The organism is Faecalibacter rhinopitheci, from assembly GCF_015234135.1.
Taxonomy (GTDB): domain Bacteria; phylum Bacteroidota; class Bacteroidia; order Flavobacteriales; family Weeksellaceae; genus Empedobacter; species Empedobacter rhinopitheci.
This window is the reverse complement of the sequence record NZ_JADGIK010000006.1, coordinates 1-19,450: the sequence shown is the minus strand read 5'-3', so window position 1 is coordinate 19,450 and position 19,450 is coordinate 1. Positions and strand designations below refer to the sequence as shown.

At 29.3% G+C, this 19,450-nt stretch carries 18 protein-coding genes; 16 read left to right on the top strand and 2 right to left on the bottom strand.

Features of this window, described 5'->3' with window-relative positions:
- Window positions 1-8 precede the first annotated feature (8 nt).
- The 7 genes from IM532_RS09440 to IM532_RS09410 all read left to right on the top strand — a co-directional run bounded on the left by IM532_RS09440 (window position 9) and on the right by IM532_RS09410 (window position 6,725).
- Window positions 9-860, top strand: coding sequence for a tetratricopeptide repeat protein (locus tag IM532_RS09440; RefSeq protein ID WP_194183213.1), 852 nt, complete (start codon window positions 9-11; stop codon window positions 858-860).
- Window positions 860-2,683 carry a BatD family protein gene (locus tag IM532_RS09435; RefSeq protein ID WP_194183212.1) on the top strand — a complete coding sequence of 608 codons (1,824 nt, stop codon included), beginning with the start codon at window positions 860-862 and terminating at the stop codon, window positions 2,681-2,683. The genes IM532_RS09440 and IM532_RS09435 overlap by 1 nt, the downstream gene beginning before the upstream one ends.
- Window positions 2,684-2,845: 162 nt before the next feature.
- Complete coding sequence (locus IM532_RS09430) at window positions 2,846-3,466, top strand: hypothetical protein (RefSeq protein ID WP_194183211.1); 621 nt, start codon at window positions 2,846-2,848, stop codon at window positions 3,464-3,466.
- Between the two features lie 69 nt (window positions 3,467-3,535).
- Entirely contained in the window at window positions 3,536-5,041 is a 1,506-nt protein-coding gene (locus tag IM532_RS09425; protein WP_194183210.1) for a histidine kinase, read from the top strand.
- A 10-nt stretch (window positions 5,042-5,051) separates the two neighbouring features.
- A complete protein-coding gene (locus IM532_RS09420; protein ID WP_194183209.1) occupies window positions 5,052-5,795 on the top strand; it encodes a LytR/AlgR family response regulator transcription factor in 744 nt (247 codons plus the stop codon).
- A 108-nt stretch (window positions 5,796-5,903) separates the two neighbouring features.
- Window positions 5,904-6,506 (top strand): MarC family protein, encoded by a 603-nt coding sequence (locus IM532_RS09415; protein ID WP_194183208.1) that lies wholly within the window; start codon window positions 5,904-5,906, stop codon window positions 6,504-6,506.
- A 12-nt stretch (window positions 6,507-6,518) separates the two neighbouring features.
- Window positions 6,519-6,725 carry a hypothetical protein gene (locus IM532_RS09410; RefSeq protein WP_194183207.1) on the top strand — a complete coding sequence of 69 codons (207 nt, stop codon included), beginning with the start codon at window positions 6,519-6,521 and terminating at the stop codon, window positions 6,723-6,725.
- Between the two features lie 35 nt (window positions 6,726-6,760).
- On the opposite strand, the gene rnpA is transcribed toward IM532_RS09410, so the two are convergent.
- Complete coding sequence (gene rnpA, locus IM532_RS09405) at window positions 6,761-7,147, bottom strand: ribonuclease P protein component (RefSeq protein WP_194183206.1); 387 nt, start codon at window positions 7,145-7,147, stop codon at window positions 6,761-6,763.
- Between the two features lie 108 nt (window positions 7,148-7,255).
- Here rnpA and IM532_RS09400 point away from each other — a divergent pair, with 108 nt between their 5' ends.
- The 7 genes from IM532_RS09400 to IM532_RS09370 all read left to right on the top strand — a co-directional run bounded on the left by IM532_RS09400 (window position 7,256) and on the right by IM532_RS09370 (window position 15,716).
- Window positions 7,256-7,666 (top strand): BrxA/BrxB family bacilliredoxin, encoded by a 411-nt coding sequence (locus IM532_RS09400; protein ID WP_194183205.1) that lies wholly within the window; start codon window positions 7,256-7,258, stop codon window positions 7,664-7,666.
- Between the two features lie 277 nt (window positions 7,667-7,943).
- Complete coding sequence (locus IM532_RS09395; protein ID WP_194183204.1) at window positions 7,944-8,873, top strand: T9SS type A sorting domain-containing protein; 930 nt, start codon at window positions 7,944-7,946, stop codon at window positions 8,871-8,873.
- A 273-nt stretch (window positions 8,874-9,146) separates the two neighbouring features.
- Window positions 9,147-10,142, top strand: a complete 996-nt coding sequence (locus tag IM532_RS09390; RefSeq protein WP_194183203.1) for an aspartate-semialdehyde dehydrogenase — start codon at window positions 9,147-9,149, stop codon at window positions 10,140-10,142.
- A 101-nt stretch (window positions 10,143-10,243) separates the two neighbouring features.
- Window positions 10,244-12,490 carry a CotH kinase family protein gene (locus IM532_RS09385; protein WP_194183202.1) on the top strand — a complete coding sequence of 749 codons (2,247 nt, stop codon included), beginning with the start codon at window positions 10,244-10,246 and terminating at the stop codon, window positions 12,488-12,490.
- Window positions 12,491-12,639: 149 nt separating this feature from the next.
- Window positions 12,640-13,176: an RNA polymerase sigma factor gene (locus IM532_RS09380; RefSeq protein ID WP_194183201.1), complete on the top strand. Its 537-nt coding sequence runs from the start codon at window positions 12,640-12,642 to the stop codon at window positions 13,174-13,176.
- Window positions 13,173-14,078, top strand: coding sequence for a hypothetical protein (locus IM532_RS09375; RefSeq protein ID WP_194183200.1), 906 nt, complete (start codon window positions 13,173-13,175; stop codon window positions 14,076-14,078). The genes IM532_RS09380 and IM532_RS09375 overlap by 4 nt, the downstream gene beginning before the upstream one ends.
- Before the next feature lie 57 nt (window positions 14,079-14,135).
- The gene (locus IM532_RS09370; protein ID WP_194183199.1) at window positions 14,136-15,716 is read left to right on the top strand and encodes a S8 family peptidase; all 1,581 of its coding nucleotides are present in this window, start codon (window positions 14,136-14,138) and stop codon (window positions 15,714-15,716) included.
- 32 nt (window positions 15,717-15,748) lie between these two features.
- Here the strand turns inward: IM532_RS09370 and IM532_RS09365 are convergent, their stop codons facing one another.
- Window positions 15,749-16,675, bottom strand: coding sequence for a bifunctional riboflavin kinase/FAD synthetase (locus IM532_RS09365; protein ID WP_194183198.1), 927 nt, complete (start codon window positions 16,673-16,675; stop codon window positions 15,749-15,751).
- A 191-nt stretch (window positions 16,676-16,866) separates the two neighbouring features.
- On the opposite strand from IM532_RS09365, the gene atpD reads away from it, so the two are divergent.
- Complete coding sequence (gene atpD, locus IM532_RS09360) at window positions 16,867-18,375, top strand: F0F1 ATP synthase subunit beta (protein ID WP_194183197.1); 1,509 nt, start codon at window positions 16,867-16,869, stop codon at window positions 18,373-18,375.
- Window positions 18,376-18,457: 82 nt separating this feature from the next.
- A complete protein-coding gene (locus tag IM532_RS09355) occupies window positions 18,458-18,751 on the top strand; it encodes a FoF1 ATP synthase subunit delta/epsilon (RefSeq protein ID WP_194183196.1) in 294 nt (97 codons plus the stop codon).
- Window positions 18,752-19,450 lie beyond the last annotated feature (699 nt).

Sequence of the window (19,450 nt, the reverse complement as noted above, 5' to 3'; positions counted from 1 at the left end):
TAAGTGTGATGATTAAATATATTAGAAATTACAATTTTATATTCATCTTAATATTTTCGTCTATTGCTTTTGGACAATCAAAAGTCAAAGATTATATTATAGAAGGAAATGATTATTATAGCAAAGGTAAATTTGATAATGCAGAGTATGCATATAAGCGTGCTGCATTGGAGGATCCTACATCTGTAAAGGCTAATTTTAATTTAGGTAATGCTTTATTTCAGCAAAAACGTTACAAAGAAAGTATTACTCATTATAATCGTTCTGCAGAAATTGCTAAGTCAACATCAGAAAAACATTCCGCATACCATAATGCAGGAAATGCCTATCTCGAAGAACAAGACTATAGCAAAGCTGTAGAAAGTTTTAAAAAAGCGTTAAAAAATGATCCTTATGACGAAGCTACACGGTATAATTTAGCTTATGCTAAAAAAATGCTAGAAAAAGAGCAACAAAAAGATAAAAAGAACAATCAGAAAAATGATTCTTCTAAAGATAAGGAGCAAAATAACCAGAATAATCAACAGCAACAAAATAAGGATAAAAAGGATCAAGATCAGCAAAATAAACAGCAACAACAAAATAATAAATCTAACGAGGCTGATCAAAATCAACAAGAAAATAAAGGAAACAACCCTAAAGATGGAGGACAAAACGGAAATCAGAAGGGAAAAGGAGAACAAAAAAATAAAGATATTAAACAAGGTTCTAAAGGTGAAGGAGCTGAACAAAATAATGCACCTTCCGGAGTTGGAGAAGGAATGTTGAAAGCGCTCCAAGAACAAGAAGCAAGAACACAACGCCGAATTATTCAGCAAAAAGCAGAAAAACAAGGCACAAAAACATCCAAAGATTGGTAATGAATGCATTTAAGGTTTTAAGTACTATGTTTATATTGGCTACAACGTCTGTAATAGCGTTATGCCAAAATGTATCTTTCAAAGCAGAAGCCAATAGAAAAACACTCTCTGTAGGAGAAACATTACAAGTTGGTTTTTTTATTGAAGCAGATGCCATGGATTATAGCATTGATAAACCTATGCGATTTCCTGATCATCCTGGTTTTAGGTTAGTAGGAGAAAATAAAACGCAGAACATTCAATACGTTAATGGAAAAGGAGTTATTCAAGATGGAATAATCTTAATTTTTAATCCAGAAAAGGAAGGGAAACTAAAAATTGGTTCAGCTAAAATTGAAATCAATGGAAAGCTTTACACAACTAAACCTATTGAAATTGAAGTTACCAAATCAAATACGACAAGTGTTCAAAATAAATCTGTACAAAACCAACCTGTATTTCTTCAAACAAATGTTTCTAAAACTGATCCTTATGTTAATGAGCAAGTTAGTTTAATTGTTAAATATTATTCGAGGGATTTAGGTTTATTAAATCGTAAACGAAATTTTCGTCAAGGAAAATTAGAAGGTTTAAGTCCAAAAATGGTAACTAGTCGTCCAGAAACTATTAAGCAAGAAATGGTTTCAGGCAAACCGTACTTTTCAGAAGAAGTTGCGAAATATAACTTATTTCCTCAAAAGGCTGGAAGAATAGAAATTGATCCATTTTCTATGGATATTCTAGTTTCAGGTATTTATGGAACCGAAGCATATGAAATTAAAAGTAATCCTATTATAATAAATGCGAAAGCATTACCAGAAGAAGGAAAACCTGCAAATTTTAGCGGAGCTGTAGGAGATTTTAAATTAGTTTCTGCGGTAGATAAGAAAGAATTAAATACCAATGAAAGTTCTAATTTAAAAATTAAAATTTCAGGAAAAGGGAATTTTAATACTGTAATAATACCAGAAATTAAAAAACCAAAAAATCTTGAAATTTATCCTCCGAATAAAACTAATAATTTTAAAAATTATGAAGATGGAATGCAAGGTTCAGTTTCGGCTGATATTGTAATGGTTCCTGAGTATGGAGGAAATTATACAATAGCACCAGTAGAATTTTCTTACTTTGATCCAGAGAAAGAAAAATATATTACATTAAAATCAGATGAAGTTAATATTTCTGTGGACGGTACTACTTCTGATACTGTAAATGGAGCATCTAATAGTTTAGCTTATCAAGGACATGACGAAGCGGTTAACAAAGAATCATTATCTGATTCTGTTGCGCAAATTACAAATGAAGTAACTCATGGAAATTCTAAATGGATTTTAACAGCTGGTGGTTTGTTAGTTATGAGTATGGTAGGACTTTTTCTTTTACGACGTAAAAAAGAAGATGAAAATGTAGAAATATTATCTAGTAATGAAGTAAAAAATTCAGAAGATAATTATGTTACAAAACCATATACAAATCAAAAAATGAGTTCTTATTCTGAAAAAATAAATGTAAGTACAGAAAGTAAAAAAGATTTAAATAATAAACTGTCAGACTTGCAAAAAAACATCAACAATGCTGATCCTAAAGTATTTTATAAATTTCAGGAAGATCTTTTATGTCAATTAGGAATGAAATATTCAGGAACAGATTTAGCTAATTTCTCAGATTACAGTGTTGGTGAAAAATTAATCCAAAATGGATGGGATAATTCATTAGTGAATGAATGGAAAACATTATTGAATAAAGCTCGACAAGCAAAATATTCTGCAATTGGATCTTATAACGATGATCTAACTGAAGTATATTTACAAACAGAAAAAGTAGTAAATCAATTCATTAAGTAAGAATAGATTTTTATATAAAATTTTCTAAAAAGAGGAAACAAATTAATTTGTTTCCTCTTTTTTTTACAACTCAGCCATCGAATTCGACAATTCATCTACATAATATTTGATACATTTTTATAATAATGGAATTTTACTTCAACAATTTTAAAAAACATTATTATGAAAAATTTATTCATTATTATAGCAACATGTATAGCAACCATTTCTTTTGCACAAAACAATTTTGAGACAGAAATGCAACAAGCTTTTGAGCAGTGGAAAAGTGGAAATGAAGCTGGTTTAAAATCGTTTAAAAAAATTCAGAATAATTATCCAACCGAACGATTACCTAAATATTACATAGCCTTTACTCAAACTCTTCTTTCATTTGAAAAAGAAAATAATATGGAAAAAGAAAACTTAATAGATGAAGCAAAATTATTAATTGCTCAATTAGAAGAATCTTTTCCAAATCATCCAGAAATTCTAAATTTAAAAGCCTTGAATTTAACTTCAGAAATTGTTTTAAATCCTATGGCAAACGGAATGGCATTGATGGAAGATGTAAATGCTACTTACGCTCATGCATTACTTTTAGAGCCAAAAAATCCACGTACTATTTTGGGGCAAGCAGAGTTTAATATTAATGCTGCAAAATTTATAGGTGGAGATATTAAATCATCATGTAAAAATGTTGAAAAAGCTTTAGATTTATTTGAAAATGAATTAGTTGATGTATTTGAACCAAGTTGGGGAAAAGAGCGTGCGAAAACGTTGTTAAATAATGATTGTAAAAAGTAAGATAATGATCATTCTATTTTTTCAACTCATCCAACGACTAATTATAATTCTTTTAGAACTTATAGCTTTATGAATAAATTTAATGATGCTCTGATTTATTTAACATCTATTGCAATAGTTGCTATTTTGATGTACTTAGACTTTGTTCTAGAAATTTTTCCTCAAAATATAAATTATGAATTTAGCATTAGTCAATTTTTCCAAAAATTATTGGCGTATATATTTTTAGCATATTTAATTTATATGGTAATTGTAGGAAGAAAAGTTTCTGATAAAAAGAGGGTTTTCAGAAATTTATTTATTCTACTGATAGGTAATTTTTTTATTTATTCAATCATTTTCTATTTAACTCCAAATGCAAGAATAGAATATTTTTTATCTGCTGAAAGCACAATATACTTTAAATGGTATTTTGTATATAGTGTTTGGGCATCATTTATTGGATCTAAAATATTTTACGACTATCGTCAAGAAATTATTAAAGAAGGATACAATAGTTATGTTTTTATAAAATATTTTTCACAAGCTATAATTAGCAACTTACTACTCTATTATGTTTTTGTGAAGATTATAAATCCTATTCTTAGAGAGGATATTTTTTATAATCAATTAGCCAATTATATAGTAATTGGGATTATTTCTGCAATTTTTTTAGCAATTTTTTATTTTATAGACCGCAAGAAAAATATTCTTGAGAGTAAAATTGTTGAGCAATCTACAAAAGCAGAAACAGCAACGGCAAATTTCGAGACATTAAAAAATCAGTTAGATCCACATTTTTTATTCAATAGCTTAAATGTTTTAACTGGTTTAATTGAAGAAAATCCAGATAAAGCAGTTGATTTCACCACATCTCTATCTAAAATTTATCGTTATTTATTAGAGCAAAAAGACAAAGAAATTGTTCCGTTGGAAGATGAAATAAAATTTGCAAAAACGTATATTAATCTATTAAAATTACGTTTTGAGAATAGTATTGATTTTAATTTAGAAATAGAAGAACTTAAGGAAAACGAATTTATAATACCACTTTCCCTGCAGATTTTATTAGAAAACACGATCAAACATAATATTGCTACAGAAACAAAACCGTTAAAAATCAGAATTTATAAAGAAGATAATTTTTTGATTATTGAAAATACCTTTCAACCCAAAGAATCGATAAAAGACTCGACAGGAGTTGGTTTAAATAACATTAAAAATCGTTATCAATTGATTTCAAATCAAAAAATTGATATTCAACAAACGGAAGAACAATTTCGAGTTAAACTTCCTATTCTTACCCAAAAAATAAAAGTATTAGAAGGCGATCAAATATCATTTCAGGAAGCTATTGAACGTACAACAGAATTGAAAGAATTTTATAATACTTTGATCACAATCGCTTTAGGAAACGTTTTCTTATTAGCTATTAATTACTTAACAAGTCCAGATTATTGGTGGTATTTATTTATTTTATTGGGAACTGTAATTTCTATTACTATAATGACTGTAAAAGTTTTCGGGTTCAATAAAAATTGGGAAAAAGAAATGACCTCAGAATTATTAGCAAAGAATCGACAAACAAAGAAATGAAATTAATCGCATGAATATTATAATCATAGAAGATGAGAAACCAGCTGCTCGCCTACTCCGACGTCGTATCGAAAAATTAGGATATGAGGTAGACAAAATGTTACATTCTGTTGAAGAAAGTGTTCTTTGGTTGAGCAGTCATCCACAGCCCGATTTAATTTTTTTGGACATTCAATTATCAGATGGTTTATCCTTCCAAATTTTTGATGAAGTTGAAATTACTTCTTCTATTATTTTTACAACAGCTTACGATGATTATGTTTTAAAAGCATTTAAGTTAAATAGTATTGATTATTTATTGAAGCCTATAGATGAGGATGAATTGTCTTTTGCGATTGATAAATTTGAAAAACATAAGAATTTAACAGTTAATCTAGGTGAAATAAAATCTCTTTTTGAGCATGAGAAATCTTATAAAGAACGTTTTACAACTAAGGTTGGTACATCATTAAAAATGTTTTTAACAGATGATGTGGAAATATTTTATAGTGAGAATAAAGGAACCTATGCATATACCAAAGAAGGCAAAAAATATTTGCTTGATTATACTATAGATAAAATTGAAGAATTAATCAATCCTAAGTTATTTTATAGAATCAACAGAGGTCAACTCGTCAAAATTAGTGCAATAACAGATATTTATGTTTACTCTAATTCCAGATTAAAAGTTATTTTAAATAAATATGCGGAACAAGAATGTATAATTAGTCGCGAAAAAGTGAAAGATTTTAGGGATTGGTTAGAAGATTCTTAAAAAAATTAGTTTTTGATTATTAATTAGTTGCTTGTTATTTTCATTGTGAGAAATAAAGAAATAAATTAACTTTGCGAAAGTTAAAAAAACATTAAATATATACTATCTATGGAATTTTTCTCTAAGATTAATTTAAACCAAATCGGGACAACATTTGCGGTACTTTTTGCTGTAATTGATATTTTAGGAAGTATTCCAATTATTGTAGGAATTCGTAGTAAAGTAGGTCACATCGAATCAGAAAAAGCATCCATTGCAGCTGGAATATTAATGATTTCATTTTTATTTTTTGGTACTAAGATTCTTAATTTGGTGGGTGTTGATGTACAATCTTTCGCTGTAGCAGGAGCTTTCGTTATTTTCATCATTGCTTTAGAAATGATTTTGGGTGTTGAAATTCAAAAAGGTGTTGATGCAGGTTCTGCTTCCATCGTTCCTATTGCTTTTCCTCTTGTCGCTGGAGCTGGATCTTTAACAACTGTACTTTCACTACGTTCGCAGTACGCAGATATTAATATCGTAATAGCCATTATTTTAAACATGTTAGTTGTTTACTTAGTGTTAAAATTTGCAGGAAAATTAGAAAAATGGTTAGGAGCTGGTGTTTTATCAGTTTTAAAGAAAGTTTTTGGTGTAATTTTGTTGTCAATTGCGATAAAGTTATTTACTTCTAATATCGGAGCATTATTTATCCAAGAGTTTAATTTATAAAATTCATTTACGATGAAAACATATATTTATATTATCACTGCTATATTAGTAGGTGCATTAGGATATAACCTTTACATGGTTGATTATAGCGCAGGATTTTCTGCAGAAGAAAACTTTCCAATGGTTATTGGAATTGGATCTTCTATCTGCGGATTGATATTAGCACTTGTATTTTTTGGATTTTTCAAACTTCAAAATAATATTAAAAAAGTAGCTTAATAATAAGTTTCAATTTTAAAATAAAAAAGAGCAACCTATTCGGGTTGCTCTTTTTTATTAATAATAGTATCTAATTTTATAAGAATTTCTTTCATCATTTTATCAATTGTATGATAATCTTTAATTTTAGATGATGTATATATAAACAGAATATCAATAGAAATTTCTTCAGAAATATTTACTAAAGCTTTGTTTAGGCGATAAGCTTCTTTTATACGTCTCTTTAGGAGATTTCTATCTACAGCATGTTTAAATTTTTTCTTTGCAACACTCTCTCCTATTCTTATTGTATAGTCTCTTTTTGGATGAATTCTATAAACAATTCTTATAGGATGAGACACATAGGATTGACCTTCTGAAAACAATGATTCGATTGCTTTCTTACTTTTTAACTTTTCGTTCTTACCAAATGTCAATTTCATGTGTTTAAACTTCTTCGTAAATTTGAGAATTCAAAGGTAAGTATTCTAAAAGTTTTAGATTATATGTAACTTTGACTTTTAATTAAATTAAATATAAAATTTACAAATATGTACCCAGCAGAAATAGTTATGCCAATGAAGGAGCAATTGACTTCTAACGGCTTTGAAGATTTAACAACTGCAGAACAAGTTGAAGCAGCAATCGCTAAACCAGGAACAACTTTGGTTATGGTAAATAGTGTATGTGGTTGTGCAGCAGGTGCAGCAAGACCTGGTGTTGTAAGATCTTTAGATAATGATAAAGTACCTACAAACTTAACTACAGTTTTCGCAGGATTTGATAAAGAGGCTGTGGATAGAGCAAGAGAATTTTTTGCACCATTCCCTCCTAGCTCACCAGCTGTAGCTTTATTTAAAGATGGAGAATTAGTTCATATGTTAGAGCGTCATCACATAGAAGGACACTCTGCAGATGCAATTGCTGAAAATCTAAAACAAGCTTACAACGAGTTTGCATAATTTTTAGTTCATAATAAAAAAAAGCGCTACATATCTTTGATATGTAGCGCTTTTTTTTTTGAAATAATTTAAGACGAATAATAAATTAAGTTTTATGGTTTATTTATCTTTTTAAGACATTCATAAGTAATTTGTGTATTATTAATAAATGTATTAAATATTTGTTTTTATTAAAGCGTAATCCATAAAAAAATGCGCAAAACTTTTGTGAATTAAAAATAATATGTAAATTAGTAATTAATAACACTTTGAATTAATAATCTATAACATATATAATATGAAGAAAATTTTTACTCTTTTATCGGTTGCAGCTTTTTCAGTTGCATTTGGACAAACTAAATCATTAGAAAAAGTACAAGTTATCGATGGTTTACCTGCAGCAACAGCAACAGCTCCAAATAATAATTTAGCAGAGACTCAGCATACATTAGTACAATATACTGATAATCCATCTTTAGATTCTACACCATTATGTCAGAATTCTACCAACTATAACTCACGTTTCTTTAATTTAGCTTCTTACGGGATTACTACAGATTTTACTGTAACTGAAGTTAATTTTTCTACTTCTTCTACAGGAATTACAATGTGGGCTGAAGTAGCAACAGTACCAGCAGGAACTGATATTACGGCAACAGAAATTGAAAATCTTACTGTAACAGATGCATATGGATCTATGACAGTACCAACTCAAAATAATGATTGGATAAATTTACCTCTTATTGCAACTACGGTTATTCCAGCAGGAACAGATTTCGGTGTAGGTATTGGTTATGAGTGGGTTGAAGGTGGACCAAGAGCATGGTTTGGTAATAATGAAGATCCTCAAACAGCACCATCATTTATTGGATGGCCTGGATCAGATTGTGTTGAGGAATGGCCAGTAGATATAAAAGATTTAGGATTTAACTCTAGTTGGTTATTAAATGTAGTTGGTACTGCAGAAGGTGTAATGGGAACTGTTGAGTTAGGTTCTGATAAATTAGCAGTATATCCTAATCCAGCAACTACAGATGTTGTAGTTTCATTAAAAGATTCTAACATTGCAAAAGTTGAGATTGCTGACGTAACAGGACGTGTAGTAGGAACTCCAAGTGCTTCAAAGGAAGGAAAAATCAATGTTGCTAATTTAAGCAAAGGTGTTTATTTCTTAAGAGTACAAGATGATAAAGGTGTTACACGTATCCAAAAATTCATCAAAAAATAATTAATAAAGTATAAAACATATTTAATTTTATAAAAAAAGTAGAGCATTTTGCTCTACTTTTTTATTTTATAATATTTTTACTCACAATTTTATTCTGATAAGGTCTTATATATTTTAAGATTATTCAAACTTAGGTAAGCACAAATGAATATATTTCTGCCATATATATTCATTCAATTTTTAATGCTATAAATGTGAAAAATAGGTAAATAAGTAAAGAATATTTAGCTAATTTTACTGTTCAATTCATTAATTAAATAAGTTAAAGAACCAATGAGAATAGCAGTCGTAGGCGCTACCGGAATGGTCGGCAGAGTTATACTCCAAGTTTTGGAAGAAAGAAATTTTCCAATTACTGAAATTATCCCAGTTGCATCACAAAAATCTGTAGGAAATACTATTGAATATAGAGGTGAAAAGTATACAATTGTATCAATGCAAGATGCAGTAGAGTTGCGACCAGATATCGCACTATTTTCTGCAGGAGGAGAAACTTCCAAACAATGGGCGCCAAAGTTTGCTGAAGTTGGTACAACTGTAATTGATAACTCTTCAGCATGGAGAATGGAACCAAATATTCCTTTAATTGTTCCGGAAATTAATGCAGATATTTTAACAACTGAAGATAAAATTATTGCTAATCCTAACTGTTCTACAATTCAGTTAGTAATGGTTTTAAATCCATTACATAAAAAATATGGCATTAAACGTGTTGTAGTTTCTACTTACCAATCTGTTACAGGAACAGGTAAAGATGCAGTACAACAATTGGAGGGTGAAGTAAGAGGAGAAAATGTTGCGAAAGTTTATCCATATCAAATTTTCAAAAATGCTTTGCCTCATTGCGATGTTTTTGATGAAGAAACTGGTTATACAAAAGAAGAATTAAAATTAACGCGTGAACCTAAAAAAATTATGCGCGTAGATGAAATGAATATTACAGCAACTGCAGTTCGTGTTCCAGTACAAGGAGGACACTCAGAATCTGTAAATATTGAATTTGAAAATGATTTTGAATTAGCAGACGTTAGAAGATTGTTAGCAGATCAAGAAGGAGTTACTTTACAAGATAATCCAGATACAAACACGTATCCAATGGCTTTTTATTCTGAAGGTAAAGATGATGTTTTTGTAGGACGTATTCGTCGTGATTTATCATTGCCAAATGCTTTAAACTGTTGGATTGTAGCGGATAATTTACGTAAAGGAGCAGCAACTAATGCGGTGCAAATAGCAGAGTATTTAGTTAAGAATGAATTAGTAAAATAATATTTTTCAAATATTTTAAAATGTTAAAGTTGATGAATAAAATTCATCAACTTTTTTTTGTTTAGATAATATTGTTAATTTTGTTTTTTTTAAAATTAAATATGAAAAACATCTATTTTTTACCTTTATTATTTATAACTCCTTTATTCGGTCAATCTCTTGATTTACCTGAATTTTCTAAAGAATCAGGATTTTATGATTCTCAATTTGAACTTATTTTAAGTCATAAGGATCCTAATACAACAATTATTTATACGTTAGATGGTTCTGAACCTGATATTAATAATTTAGACGGGAGAACTTATCAATACAAAAAACAATATCCACAATATCCAGAGGACACAGAATTTCAATTTTATGAAAACACATTAAAATCAAATAAATATACAAATCCAATTGTAGTATATAATAGAACATCTGAGCCGAATCGTATTGCTAATATTTCCACAACATTTAAATCACAACCCTATTTTCCATCTACTAAAATAGATAAAAGTTTTGTTGTAAGGGCTAAAGCTTTTTCTAATGATGCAACTTCAAATACTGTAACACAAGTTTATTTTTTTAATGAAAATACTTACACATTACCAATTATAAATTTCACAACGGATGATGAGAATTTATTTGGTTATGAAAAAGGATTATTTGTTGCAGGGAGAACATTTGACGAGTGGAGAAAAAATAATCCTCAAACAGAAATAAATGCTTTTACTCCAGCTAATTATTGGGCAAGTGGATCTGAATCAGAGATTAGACTGAATGTTATTTACTTAGAAAATAAAATTTCTAAATTAAATCATGATGCAGGTTTAAGAAATAATGGAAACGGGACAAGATACCTTGCTAATAGACCTTTCCGTATCTATGCAAAGGATGCCTATGGAAGTAAAAATTTCAATCATCAGTTTTTTAAAGATTATGGATACGATAAATTTAAAAGACTAATTTTAAGAAATTCTGGACAAGATACTGAATCTACATTATTTAGAGATGCTTTAATTCATAAGTTGAATGAGCATATGAATTCTGAAACTCAAAATTATCAACCTGTAAATACATTTGTTAATGGAGAGTATTATGGTATTTATAACATAAGAGAAAGGTATGATGAAAAGTATTTTGAAAGAGTATTTGGAATTAAAGAAGATGAATTAGATTATCTTGAAAATGATGGTATTGTAGATTTAGGTGATGATAAATTTTACAATCAAACCATGAATTTTTTCCAAAATGTAAATTTAGAATCGGAAGAAAAATTTCAAGAAGCTATTACATATGTAGATGAAATTAATTTAGCTGATTACCACATTACGGGGATTTATGCGGCTAATTTTGACTGGCCTCAGAATAACAATGTTTATTTCAGAAAACGTGTTGATTATAATCCATCTGCAAAATTTGGACAAGATGGAAGATGGAGATGGTTAGTAAAAGATTATGATGTAGCAATGAACGGTGGTGAAGGTTGGATTAATAATACTGCAAATCATAATACATTAGCTCATGCACTAAGTAATGATGTAGGAGGTTTTATTTATACAAATTATATTTTTAATGGTTTATTAACAAATGCTAATTATAAAAATTATTTTATAAATAGATTTTCAGATTTATTAAACACAAGTTATAAAGAAAATCATGTTCTGAATCTTATTGAAAATATCAAAAGTGTTTTAGAACCAGATATGCCAAAGCATATTGAAAGATGGAATTTAATCCCATCATTAGATGTATGGGAAACTAATATTGACAAATTAAGAAAGTTTGCCAATGAAAGAAGAACAGCGCAATTAGGACATATCAATAACCAATTTAACCTAGAAGGTACTTACCAATTAACAGCTAAAACTAGTAATCCTGAAGAAGGTTTTGTTAAAGTAAATACAATTGAAATCAATAATTCTACTGTAGGTATTGATGGCGATTATTCTACATGGTCAGGTGATTATTTTAAAAATGTTCCTGTTAAATTACAAGCAGTTGCATTACCTGGTTATAAATTTTTACGTTGGGAAGGAGATTATACATCTACAGATGCAGAGTTGACTATAAATCCAGCGTTAGATTATACGATTAAAGCTGTTTTTGCTAAAAACGATTTATCTACTGGAGATATTGATAAAGTTGATTTCTTGCTTTATCCTAATCCAACTTCGGATGTATTAAATATAAAATCAGAATCTAATAGTTCAATATCATATAGTATTAAAAATATGTTAGGACAAAATGTTGAGAATGGAGTTTTAACTACTCAAGTTCTTAATGTTAGTAAGTTAGATAAAGGAGTATACTTAATTGAAATTAATCAAGATAATAAGCGTGTAGTAAAGAAATTTATCAAAAAATAAATTTATAAATACTAAACATATATACTTATTAAAAGCCACCAATAATCGGTGGCTTTTATTATTTTAGAAATATTAACTAAATTTAGGATACTGTTATACAACCTTTTCCATTAATTTCGCATCTATAATATAGTTTAAACAAATAGTCCTTGGATCTACAGCACATAATTCAAGCATGTAAAAAAAATGATACTAAAGCTCAACGATTGCTTTACGAGAAATATGATTCGCGTTTTTTTGCGGTTTGTAAAAGATATTTTGTGAATGTGCATGAAGCAGAAGATGCGTTGGTAAAAGGATTTTTAAAAATTTTTCAACACATCAATTCATTTTCAAATGAAGGCAATTTTGAAGGATGGATGCATCGCATAATTGTTAATGAATGTTTGATGGAAATTAGAAAGAATAAAACTTTTTTATTGAATATTGAAGATCACAACAAGTCATTACATGCTGATAACATAATTAATGAGGATAATGGTGATATAATGCAACTTTTAAATTTATTGCCAGAGGGATGTAGAATTGTATTTGTTCTTTACGTAATAGAAGGATATAAACATAAAGAAATTGCTGAACAATTAAGTATTTCTGAAGGCACTTCAAAATCACAATTGAATTTAGCAAAAACAAAATTGAAAGATTTATTTAATAAATACCCAAACCTAAAAGCGAATTTATTGTGAACGAAAAAGATCCACTAGAAGAATTATTTCGTAAAACAGCAGAGGAAAATATTCCACATGAAAAACCTCGCGAAATAGTTTGGAATAAAATAGAAAATAGTTTAAATCCGAAACAGAAAAAGCCTTTTGTAGAATTTATACAAAGTATTTGGTCGGCCGCAGCTGTATTCGCATTAATTGCTATCCCATATTTTTATTTTTTTATTGATAATCTGAATAAGAAGGAAATCAATACAGTTACAATTACTCAAAAAGATATAAATAATTTAGAGCAAACTAATGATTCTAAAATTATTAATGAAAAGGAAGATATTTTAAATGAATATTTACCTCAGATAGTAAAAAATGAAAATAAAATAGAAGGCAAATCATTTAAGAAAAATCCTAAAATTTCAACAGAAAGCATCACTGAAAATGCGATAGATTCTGTAGATAATATTCTTGAAATAGATAAAACTACAATTTCAGAATCTATTTTATTAGCACAAAATAAAATAGGGCCTATTAATGGAAGTATGTCTTTGAAAAATAAAAAAGAAGATACAATCTTCTTAGCTGCAGCTTCGTCCGCAAAATTATATAAAGCGAATGTATCTGATAGTATAATTACTTCTAGAGCTACTAAACAAGTTTATAAAGATATCCCTTCCGTTGTATTTTACAGAAACAGATTTGTAATTCAGGATCAAGTAAATAAAATCAGTATTAAATTTTTAAATAAAAGCAATAATAAATTAATCTTTGATAATGGTGGAATTAGGATTTCTTTTACAAGAGAAAAAGGAAATGTTTCGGTACAAACTAATTCTAAAAAAATTAAACCTGAAATATTAGCTGAAATCATTAGCCATAAGGAAAGTATTTATAATTACTACATAAATTTATTTCCATCAATTAATTAAAATTAAGAAGTCATTTTATATTAAAGTATTAAATTAGATGTAATTAATAAACACTAAATGAAATACTTTTTACCATTTTTATTCACTTTATGCACAACCACAGCCTGGAGTCAAGATCTATACTTAGTTAATTTAAAACCAAAGACCAATACATCAGTTTTTTTTAATAATCCATTATCTATGCTTTCTCAAAAAGCATTAGACAGAAGAATTAATAGGGATATACTTTTGGACGAAAAAGATGTCCCAATTTTACCAACTCAAATTCAGGAAATTAAGAATTTGAATTTAGATTACGTAGGCGCTTCAAAGTGGCTAAATACTATAATGGTAGAAATTTCTGACGAAACTGTCGTTAATCAATTACAAAATTTACCTTTCGTAGATAATGTGGAATCACTAGTTCGTAATACTAATCCTAAGCGAGAAAATCCAATCGTAACGAATAAATTTAATCGTATACAAGAATTTGATTATGGATATAGTACAGAGTTTATTAATCAATTAAATTTAAAACCACTTCACGATGCTGGATTTACAGGTCAAAATATTTTAATTGGAGTAATTGATGCTGGGTTTCCTGGTGTTAATACCGTAGCAACCTTTAAAAAACTAAGAGACGAAAGTAGAATTATAGATACCTATAATTTTGTCAATAATCATAGCAATGTATATCAAAAGGATTCTCATGGAACAATGGTACTTGCAAATATGGCGGGAAATGTAGATGGTACATATGTGGGGAGTGCACCAGATGCTAATTATGCATTGTATATATCGGAAGACGCAAACCCAGAAACACCAAAAGAATTACTATACTGGATTCAAGCAGCTGAACGCGCAGACAGTGTTGGTGTAGACATTATAAACACTTCTTTAGGATATACAACTTTTGACGATTCTAGGTACGATTTTACGTATGAGAATATGAATGGAGAAACAACCTTAATTTCTAAAGGTGCTAAGATAGCAGCTTCTCGAGGTATTTTTGTAGTAAATGCGATGGGAAATGATGGAGATAATAGTTGGCATTATATTTCTGCTCCAGCCGATGTTCCAGAAGTATTTTCTATTGGCGCAAATGACAGTTATAATTATCCTGCAAGTTTTACATCTTATGGACCAAACGCAGTAGGAATATATAAACCTAATGTTTCTGCAATGGGAGTTTATGTTCCCACAGTTTCTCCAAATGGAAACTATGTTTCCGTAAATGGTACTTCATTTGCTTCGCCAATTATGGCAGGATCTATTGCAACATTGATGAGTGCTTATCCTACTAAATCTATTAACGAATTAAAAAATCTTATTGAAAATTCAGCACATTTATATCCTGTATACAGTAATCAATTAGGTTATGGGATTCCAAATTTTGAAACTATTTTTAATACATTAAATACAAGAGATTTATCCTCTGTTTCTTATGAGATCTTTCCAAATCCTACAAAATCATATGTTAGAATCAATTCTAAAGGAGAAGTTTATAAGTTAGAATTATTTAACATGGAAGGGAAAATTTTAAAAGTGGTAAATAATAATAATGAAATTAATATTCAAGAATTTCCAAAAGGTATATATATGCTAAACATATATTTTAGAAATGGCGAAACAAAATCTAATAAAATAATTATCCAATAAAAGTATAAGGCTCCATATGGAGCCTTATACTTTTATTTAGAATATTTTTTTATAGCATGTATTTTATCTTGATTCATTGCTTCTATTAATTCATCTAGACTATTAAATTTTTTTTCATCTCGAATTTTATCTAATAATTCGATTCGAATAGTTTGTCCATAGATATCTTGTTCAAAATCTAATATATTTATTTCTACTCTTAATTCTTTCGAATTGGTTACAGTTTCACGAATACCAATACTTAATAAACCTAAATATTTGTTTTCTTTAATAAATACATTTACACTGTATACACCATGTGATGGAATTATTTTTAAATCATCAACTTTTAAGTTTGCTGTTGGGAAACCTAAAGTTCTACCGATTTTATCACCATGTACTACTTCACCACTTATAGGATATGGATATCCTAAGGCTTTATTTACATAATCTATATTTCCTTCGACCAAAGCATTTCTCACTTTAGTAGAGCTTACAGCAATATCGTTGCAGTCCACAGCTTCAATTTGTACTAAATTAAAACCGTATTCTTTTGATAAAATTTCTAGTTGTTCAAAATTACCCTCTCTATTTTTTCCAAAATGGTGATCGTATCCAATAACTAGGGTATGAATTTTTATCTGATTAACTAATAAATCTCGAACAAATTCTAATGAAGTAAGTTGCGAAAATTCTTTTGTAAAAGGATGAATAATAAAATGATCTAACTTTAATCTCTCTAAAGCTTTTTCTTTTTCATCTAAAGTATAAATAAACTTAAAATCAAAATTTGGTTGTAATACCATACGAGGATGAGGATCAAATGTTAACAAAACACTTTCACCATCTACATCTTTAGCAATCTTATTCAATTGATTAATAATGGCTTGGTGACCAATATGCACACCATCATACATACCCAATGTAAGAATAGGATTTTTAATTGCCTTTATACCTTGTATCGATTGATAAACTTCCACAGAATTGATTTTTAGCAAATGTAACTCCTACATCTTTTAGGAACAATTTTTCTTTATAAATATCATAATATATGTAAATTCTTGATTAATAATCAAAATATTATGATAAAAATCTTAAAATGTATATGTATATTAAGCTAGAATTGACTTACCTTTGCACCCAAATAAAATAAACTAAATCATTTCATATAATGGCAAATCAAAAGAAAGGTAGAATTGCTCAGGTTATCGGACCTGTAATTGATGTTATTTTTGATAACGCTGAAGGCCTTCCAAATATTTATGATGCATTAGAAGTTCCACGTGCAGGAAAAGATAAATTAATTCTTGAAGTAGAACAACACATCGGTGAAGATACTGTACGTTGTATTGCAATGGATAGTTCTGATGGTTTACAAAGAGGGCAAGAAGTATTCTCTCAAGGTAGACCTATCATGGTTCCAATCGGTGAAGCAATCAAAGGACGTGTTTTTAATGTTGTAGGAGATGCTATTGATGGTTTAGGAAATTTAGATAAAGAAAACGGTTTACCAATTCACAGATCAGCTCCTAAATTCGAAGAGTTATCAACAGCATCTGAAGTTTTATTTACAGGGATTAAAGTAATCGACTTAATTGAGCCTTACGCTAAAGGGGGTAAAATTGGTTTATTCGGTGGTGCCGGTGTAGGTAAAACGGTATTAATTCAGGAGTTGATGAATAACATCGCAAAAGGACACGGAGGTTTATCTGTATTTGCTGGTGTTGGTGAGCGTACTCGTGAAGGGAATGACTTAATGCGTGAGATGATCGAAGCAGGTCTTATCCAATACGGTGATGATTTCATTCACTCTATGGAGAAAGGTTCTTGGGATTTATCTAAAGTAGATGCAGAATTAATGAAAGATTCTAAAGCTGCTTTCGTATTCGGACAAATGAATGAGCCTCCAGGTGCACGTGCTCGTGTTGCTTTAACAGGTTTAACTTTAGCTGAGTATTTCCGTGACGGAGATGGTCAAGGACAGGGAAAAGACGTATTATTCTTCGTAGATAATATCTTCCGTTTTACTCAAGCAGGTTCTGAGGTGTCAGCTTTATTAGGACGTATGCCTTCTGCAGTAGGATACCAACCTACATTAGCAACTGAAATGGGTGCTATGCAAGAGCGTATTACTTCTACTAAAAACGGATCTATTACTTCTGTACAAGCAGTTTATGTTCCTGCGGATGATTTAACTGACCCTGCGCCAGCTACAACTTTCGCTCACTTAGATGCTACTACAGTATTAGATCGTAAAATTGCTTCTTTAGGTATTTATCCAGCAGTAGACCCATTAAACTCTACTTCTCGTATCCTTAATCCTGAAATTGTAGGTAAAGATCATTACGAAACAGCTCAACGTGTAAAAGAAATTTTACAACGTTACAACCAATTACAAGATATTATTGCTATCTTAGGTATGGAAGAGTTATCAGAAGAGGATAAAACAGTTGTACACCGTGCACGTCGTATCCAACGTTTCTTATCTCAACCATTCCACGTTGCAGAGCAATTTACAGGTATCGAAGGTGTATTAGTTGATATCAAAGACACTATCAAAGGATTTAATATGATCTTAGACGGTGAAGTTGACCAATACCCAGAAGCAGCATTCAACTTACGTGGTACAATCGAAGAAGCGATTGAAGCAGGTGAGAAAATGTTAGCAGACGTTAAATAATTAAAAGAATAACGATATAAAGAGTGCTTACGTTTCTTTTCACAAGACAACTAAGTACTCTTTTTTTTAAAATATAACGGATATGCAATTACAAATTATCACTCCAGAACAAGTAATTTTTGACGGTGAGATTGATGCAATCACTTTACCTGGTAAAGATGGTGAATTCCAAATCTTAAATAACCACGCCCCTATTGTAGCTACTTTAGGTGAAGGGACTATTAAAATTGCTGTTCACGAATCTACTTTTAAAGATTTTAATAATAAATCAGGAAAAGTATACACGTCTCCATCTCAATCAAAAACTTTGTTATTTGATATCAAAGGAGGAACTTTAGAAATGAGCAACAATAATGTAATCGTTTTAGCAAGCTAATAACTACATTATCCAAAATACAAAAGCATCTTAATTTATTAAGATGCTTTTTTTATATATTTTTTTGGGCGTTCCCTTCGGTCGGGCTTTCCATTTCTATCTTTGCTAGCTAGCAAAGGATATCCATTGCAATCCCTAACGCGAAAAAGCTCAACTGTCAGCCAATCTCTAAATTTTAAGATAAATATAAATCCTAAAAAAATACATCCTTTATATAATAGATTTTTTATGTTGATTAGGCATAAAATCACCTTCTATATAGAACACATAAATGTATTATTACATAAATTCAATGAATAATAACGTATTTTAATTTTATTTCAAAAAATATTCTACGGAGGTTCAGTGAGTTAGTTAAAGCGTAGGAAATAATTCTAAAATGTGTTTGGTAAAGTGAATAAAGATGTTCTATATTTGCACTCTCAATACGAAAGACGAGTAGTATTGTAAATTGAAAAAAACAGTGAAGTAATAGCGCTTTAAACGGGAGTAAAAACTTTTTAAGATTTTATTTTGTAGTTTAAAAATAAGCATTACCTTTGCAACCGCAAACGATGAAAGTTGAATTGCGAATTAATGAGAAGTTCATTTGAAATTATAATATAAGACGAAAGAAATAAAAGCCGAATACAAATTAGGTCAATCCTTAAATAATAGAGCTAAAGGAAATTCGAAGTTGTAAAACATAGAAGCTAACGC

Excerpts from the sequence above, each read along its gene's own strand:
- IM532_RS09440 (WP_194183213.1), top strand. The coding sequence starts at position 9 with ATGATTAAATATATTAGAAATTACAATTTTATATTCATCTTAATATTT.
- IM532_RS09435 (WP_194183212.1), top strand. The coding sequence starts at position 860 with ATGAATGCATTTAAGGTTTTAAGTACTATGTTTATATTGGCTACAACG.
- IM532_RS09430 (WP_194183211.1), top strand. The coding sequence starts at position 2,846 with ATGAAAAATTTATTCATTATTATAGCAACATGTATAGCAACCATTTCT.
- IM532_RS09425 (WP_194183210.1), top strand. The coding sequence starts at position 3,536 with ATGAATAAATTTAATGATGCTCTGATTTATTTAACATCTATTGCAATA.
- IM532_RS09420 (WP_194183209.1), top strand. The coding sequence starts at position 5,052 with ATGAATATTATAATCATAGAAGATGAGAAACCAGCTGCTCGCCTACTC.
- IM532_RS09415 (WP_194183208.1), top strand. The coding sequence starts at position 5,904 with ATGGAATTTTTCTCTAAGATTAATTTAAACCAAATCGGGACAACATTT.
- IM532_RS09410 (WP_194183207.1), top strand. The coding sequence starts at position 6,519 with ATGAAAACATATATTTATATTATCACTGCTATATTAGTAGGTGCATTA.
- rnpA (WP_194183206.1), bottom strand. The coding sequence starts at position 7,147 with ATGAAATTGACATTTGGTAAGAACGAAAAGTTAAAAAGTAAGAAAGCA.
- IM532_RS09400 (WP_194183205.1), top strand. The coding sequence starts at position 7,256 with ATGTACCCAGCAGAAATAGTTATGCCAATGAAGGAGCAATTGACTTCT.
- IM532_RS09395 (WP_194183204.1), top strand. The coding sequence starts at position 7,944 with ATGAAGAAAATTTTTACTCTTTTATCGGTTGCAGCTTTTTCAGTTGCA.
- IM532_RS09390 (WP_194183203.1), top strand. The coding sequence starts at position 9,147 with ATGAGAATAGCAGTCGTAGGCGCTACCGGAATGGTCGGCAGAGTTATA.
- IM532_RS09385 (WP_194183202.1), top strand. The coding sequence starts at position 10,244 with ATGAAAAACATCTATTTTTTACCTTTATTATTTATAACTCCTTTATTC.
- IM532_RS09370 (WP_194183199.1), top strand. The coding sequence starts at position 14,136 with ATGAAATACTTTTTACCATTTTTATTCACTTTATGCACAACCACAGCC.
- atpD (WP_194183197.1), top strand. The coding sequence starts at position 16,867 with ATGGCAAATCAAAAGAAAGGTAGAATTGCTCAGGTTATCGGACCTGTA.
- IM532_RS09355 (WP_194183196.1), top strand. The coding sequence starts at position 18,458 with ATGCAATTACAAATTATCACTCCAGAACAAGTAATTTTTGACGGTGAG.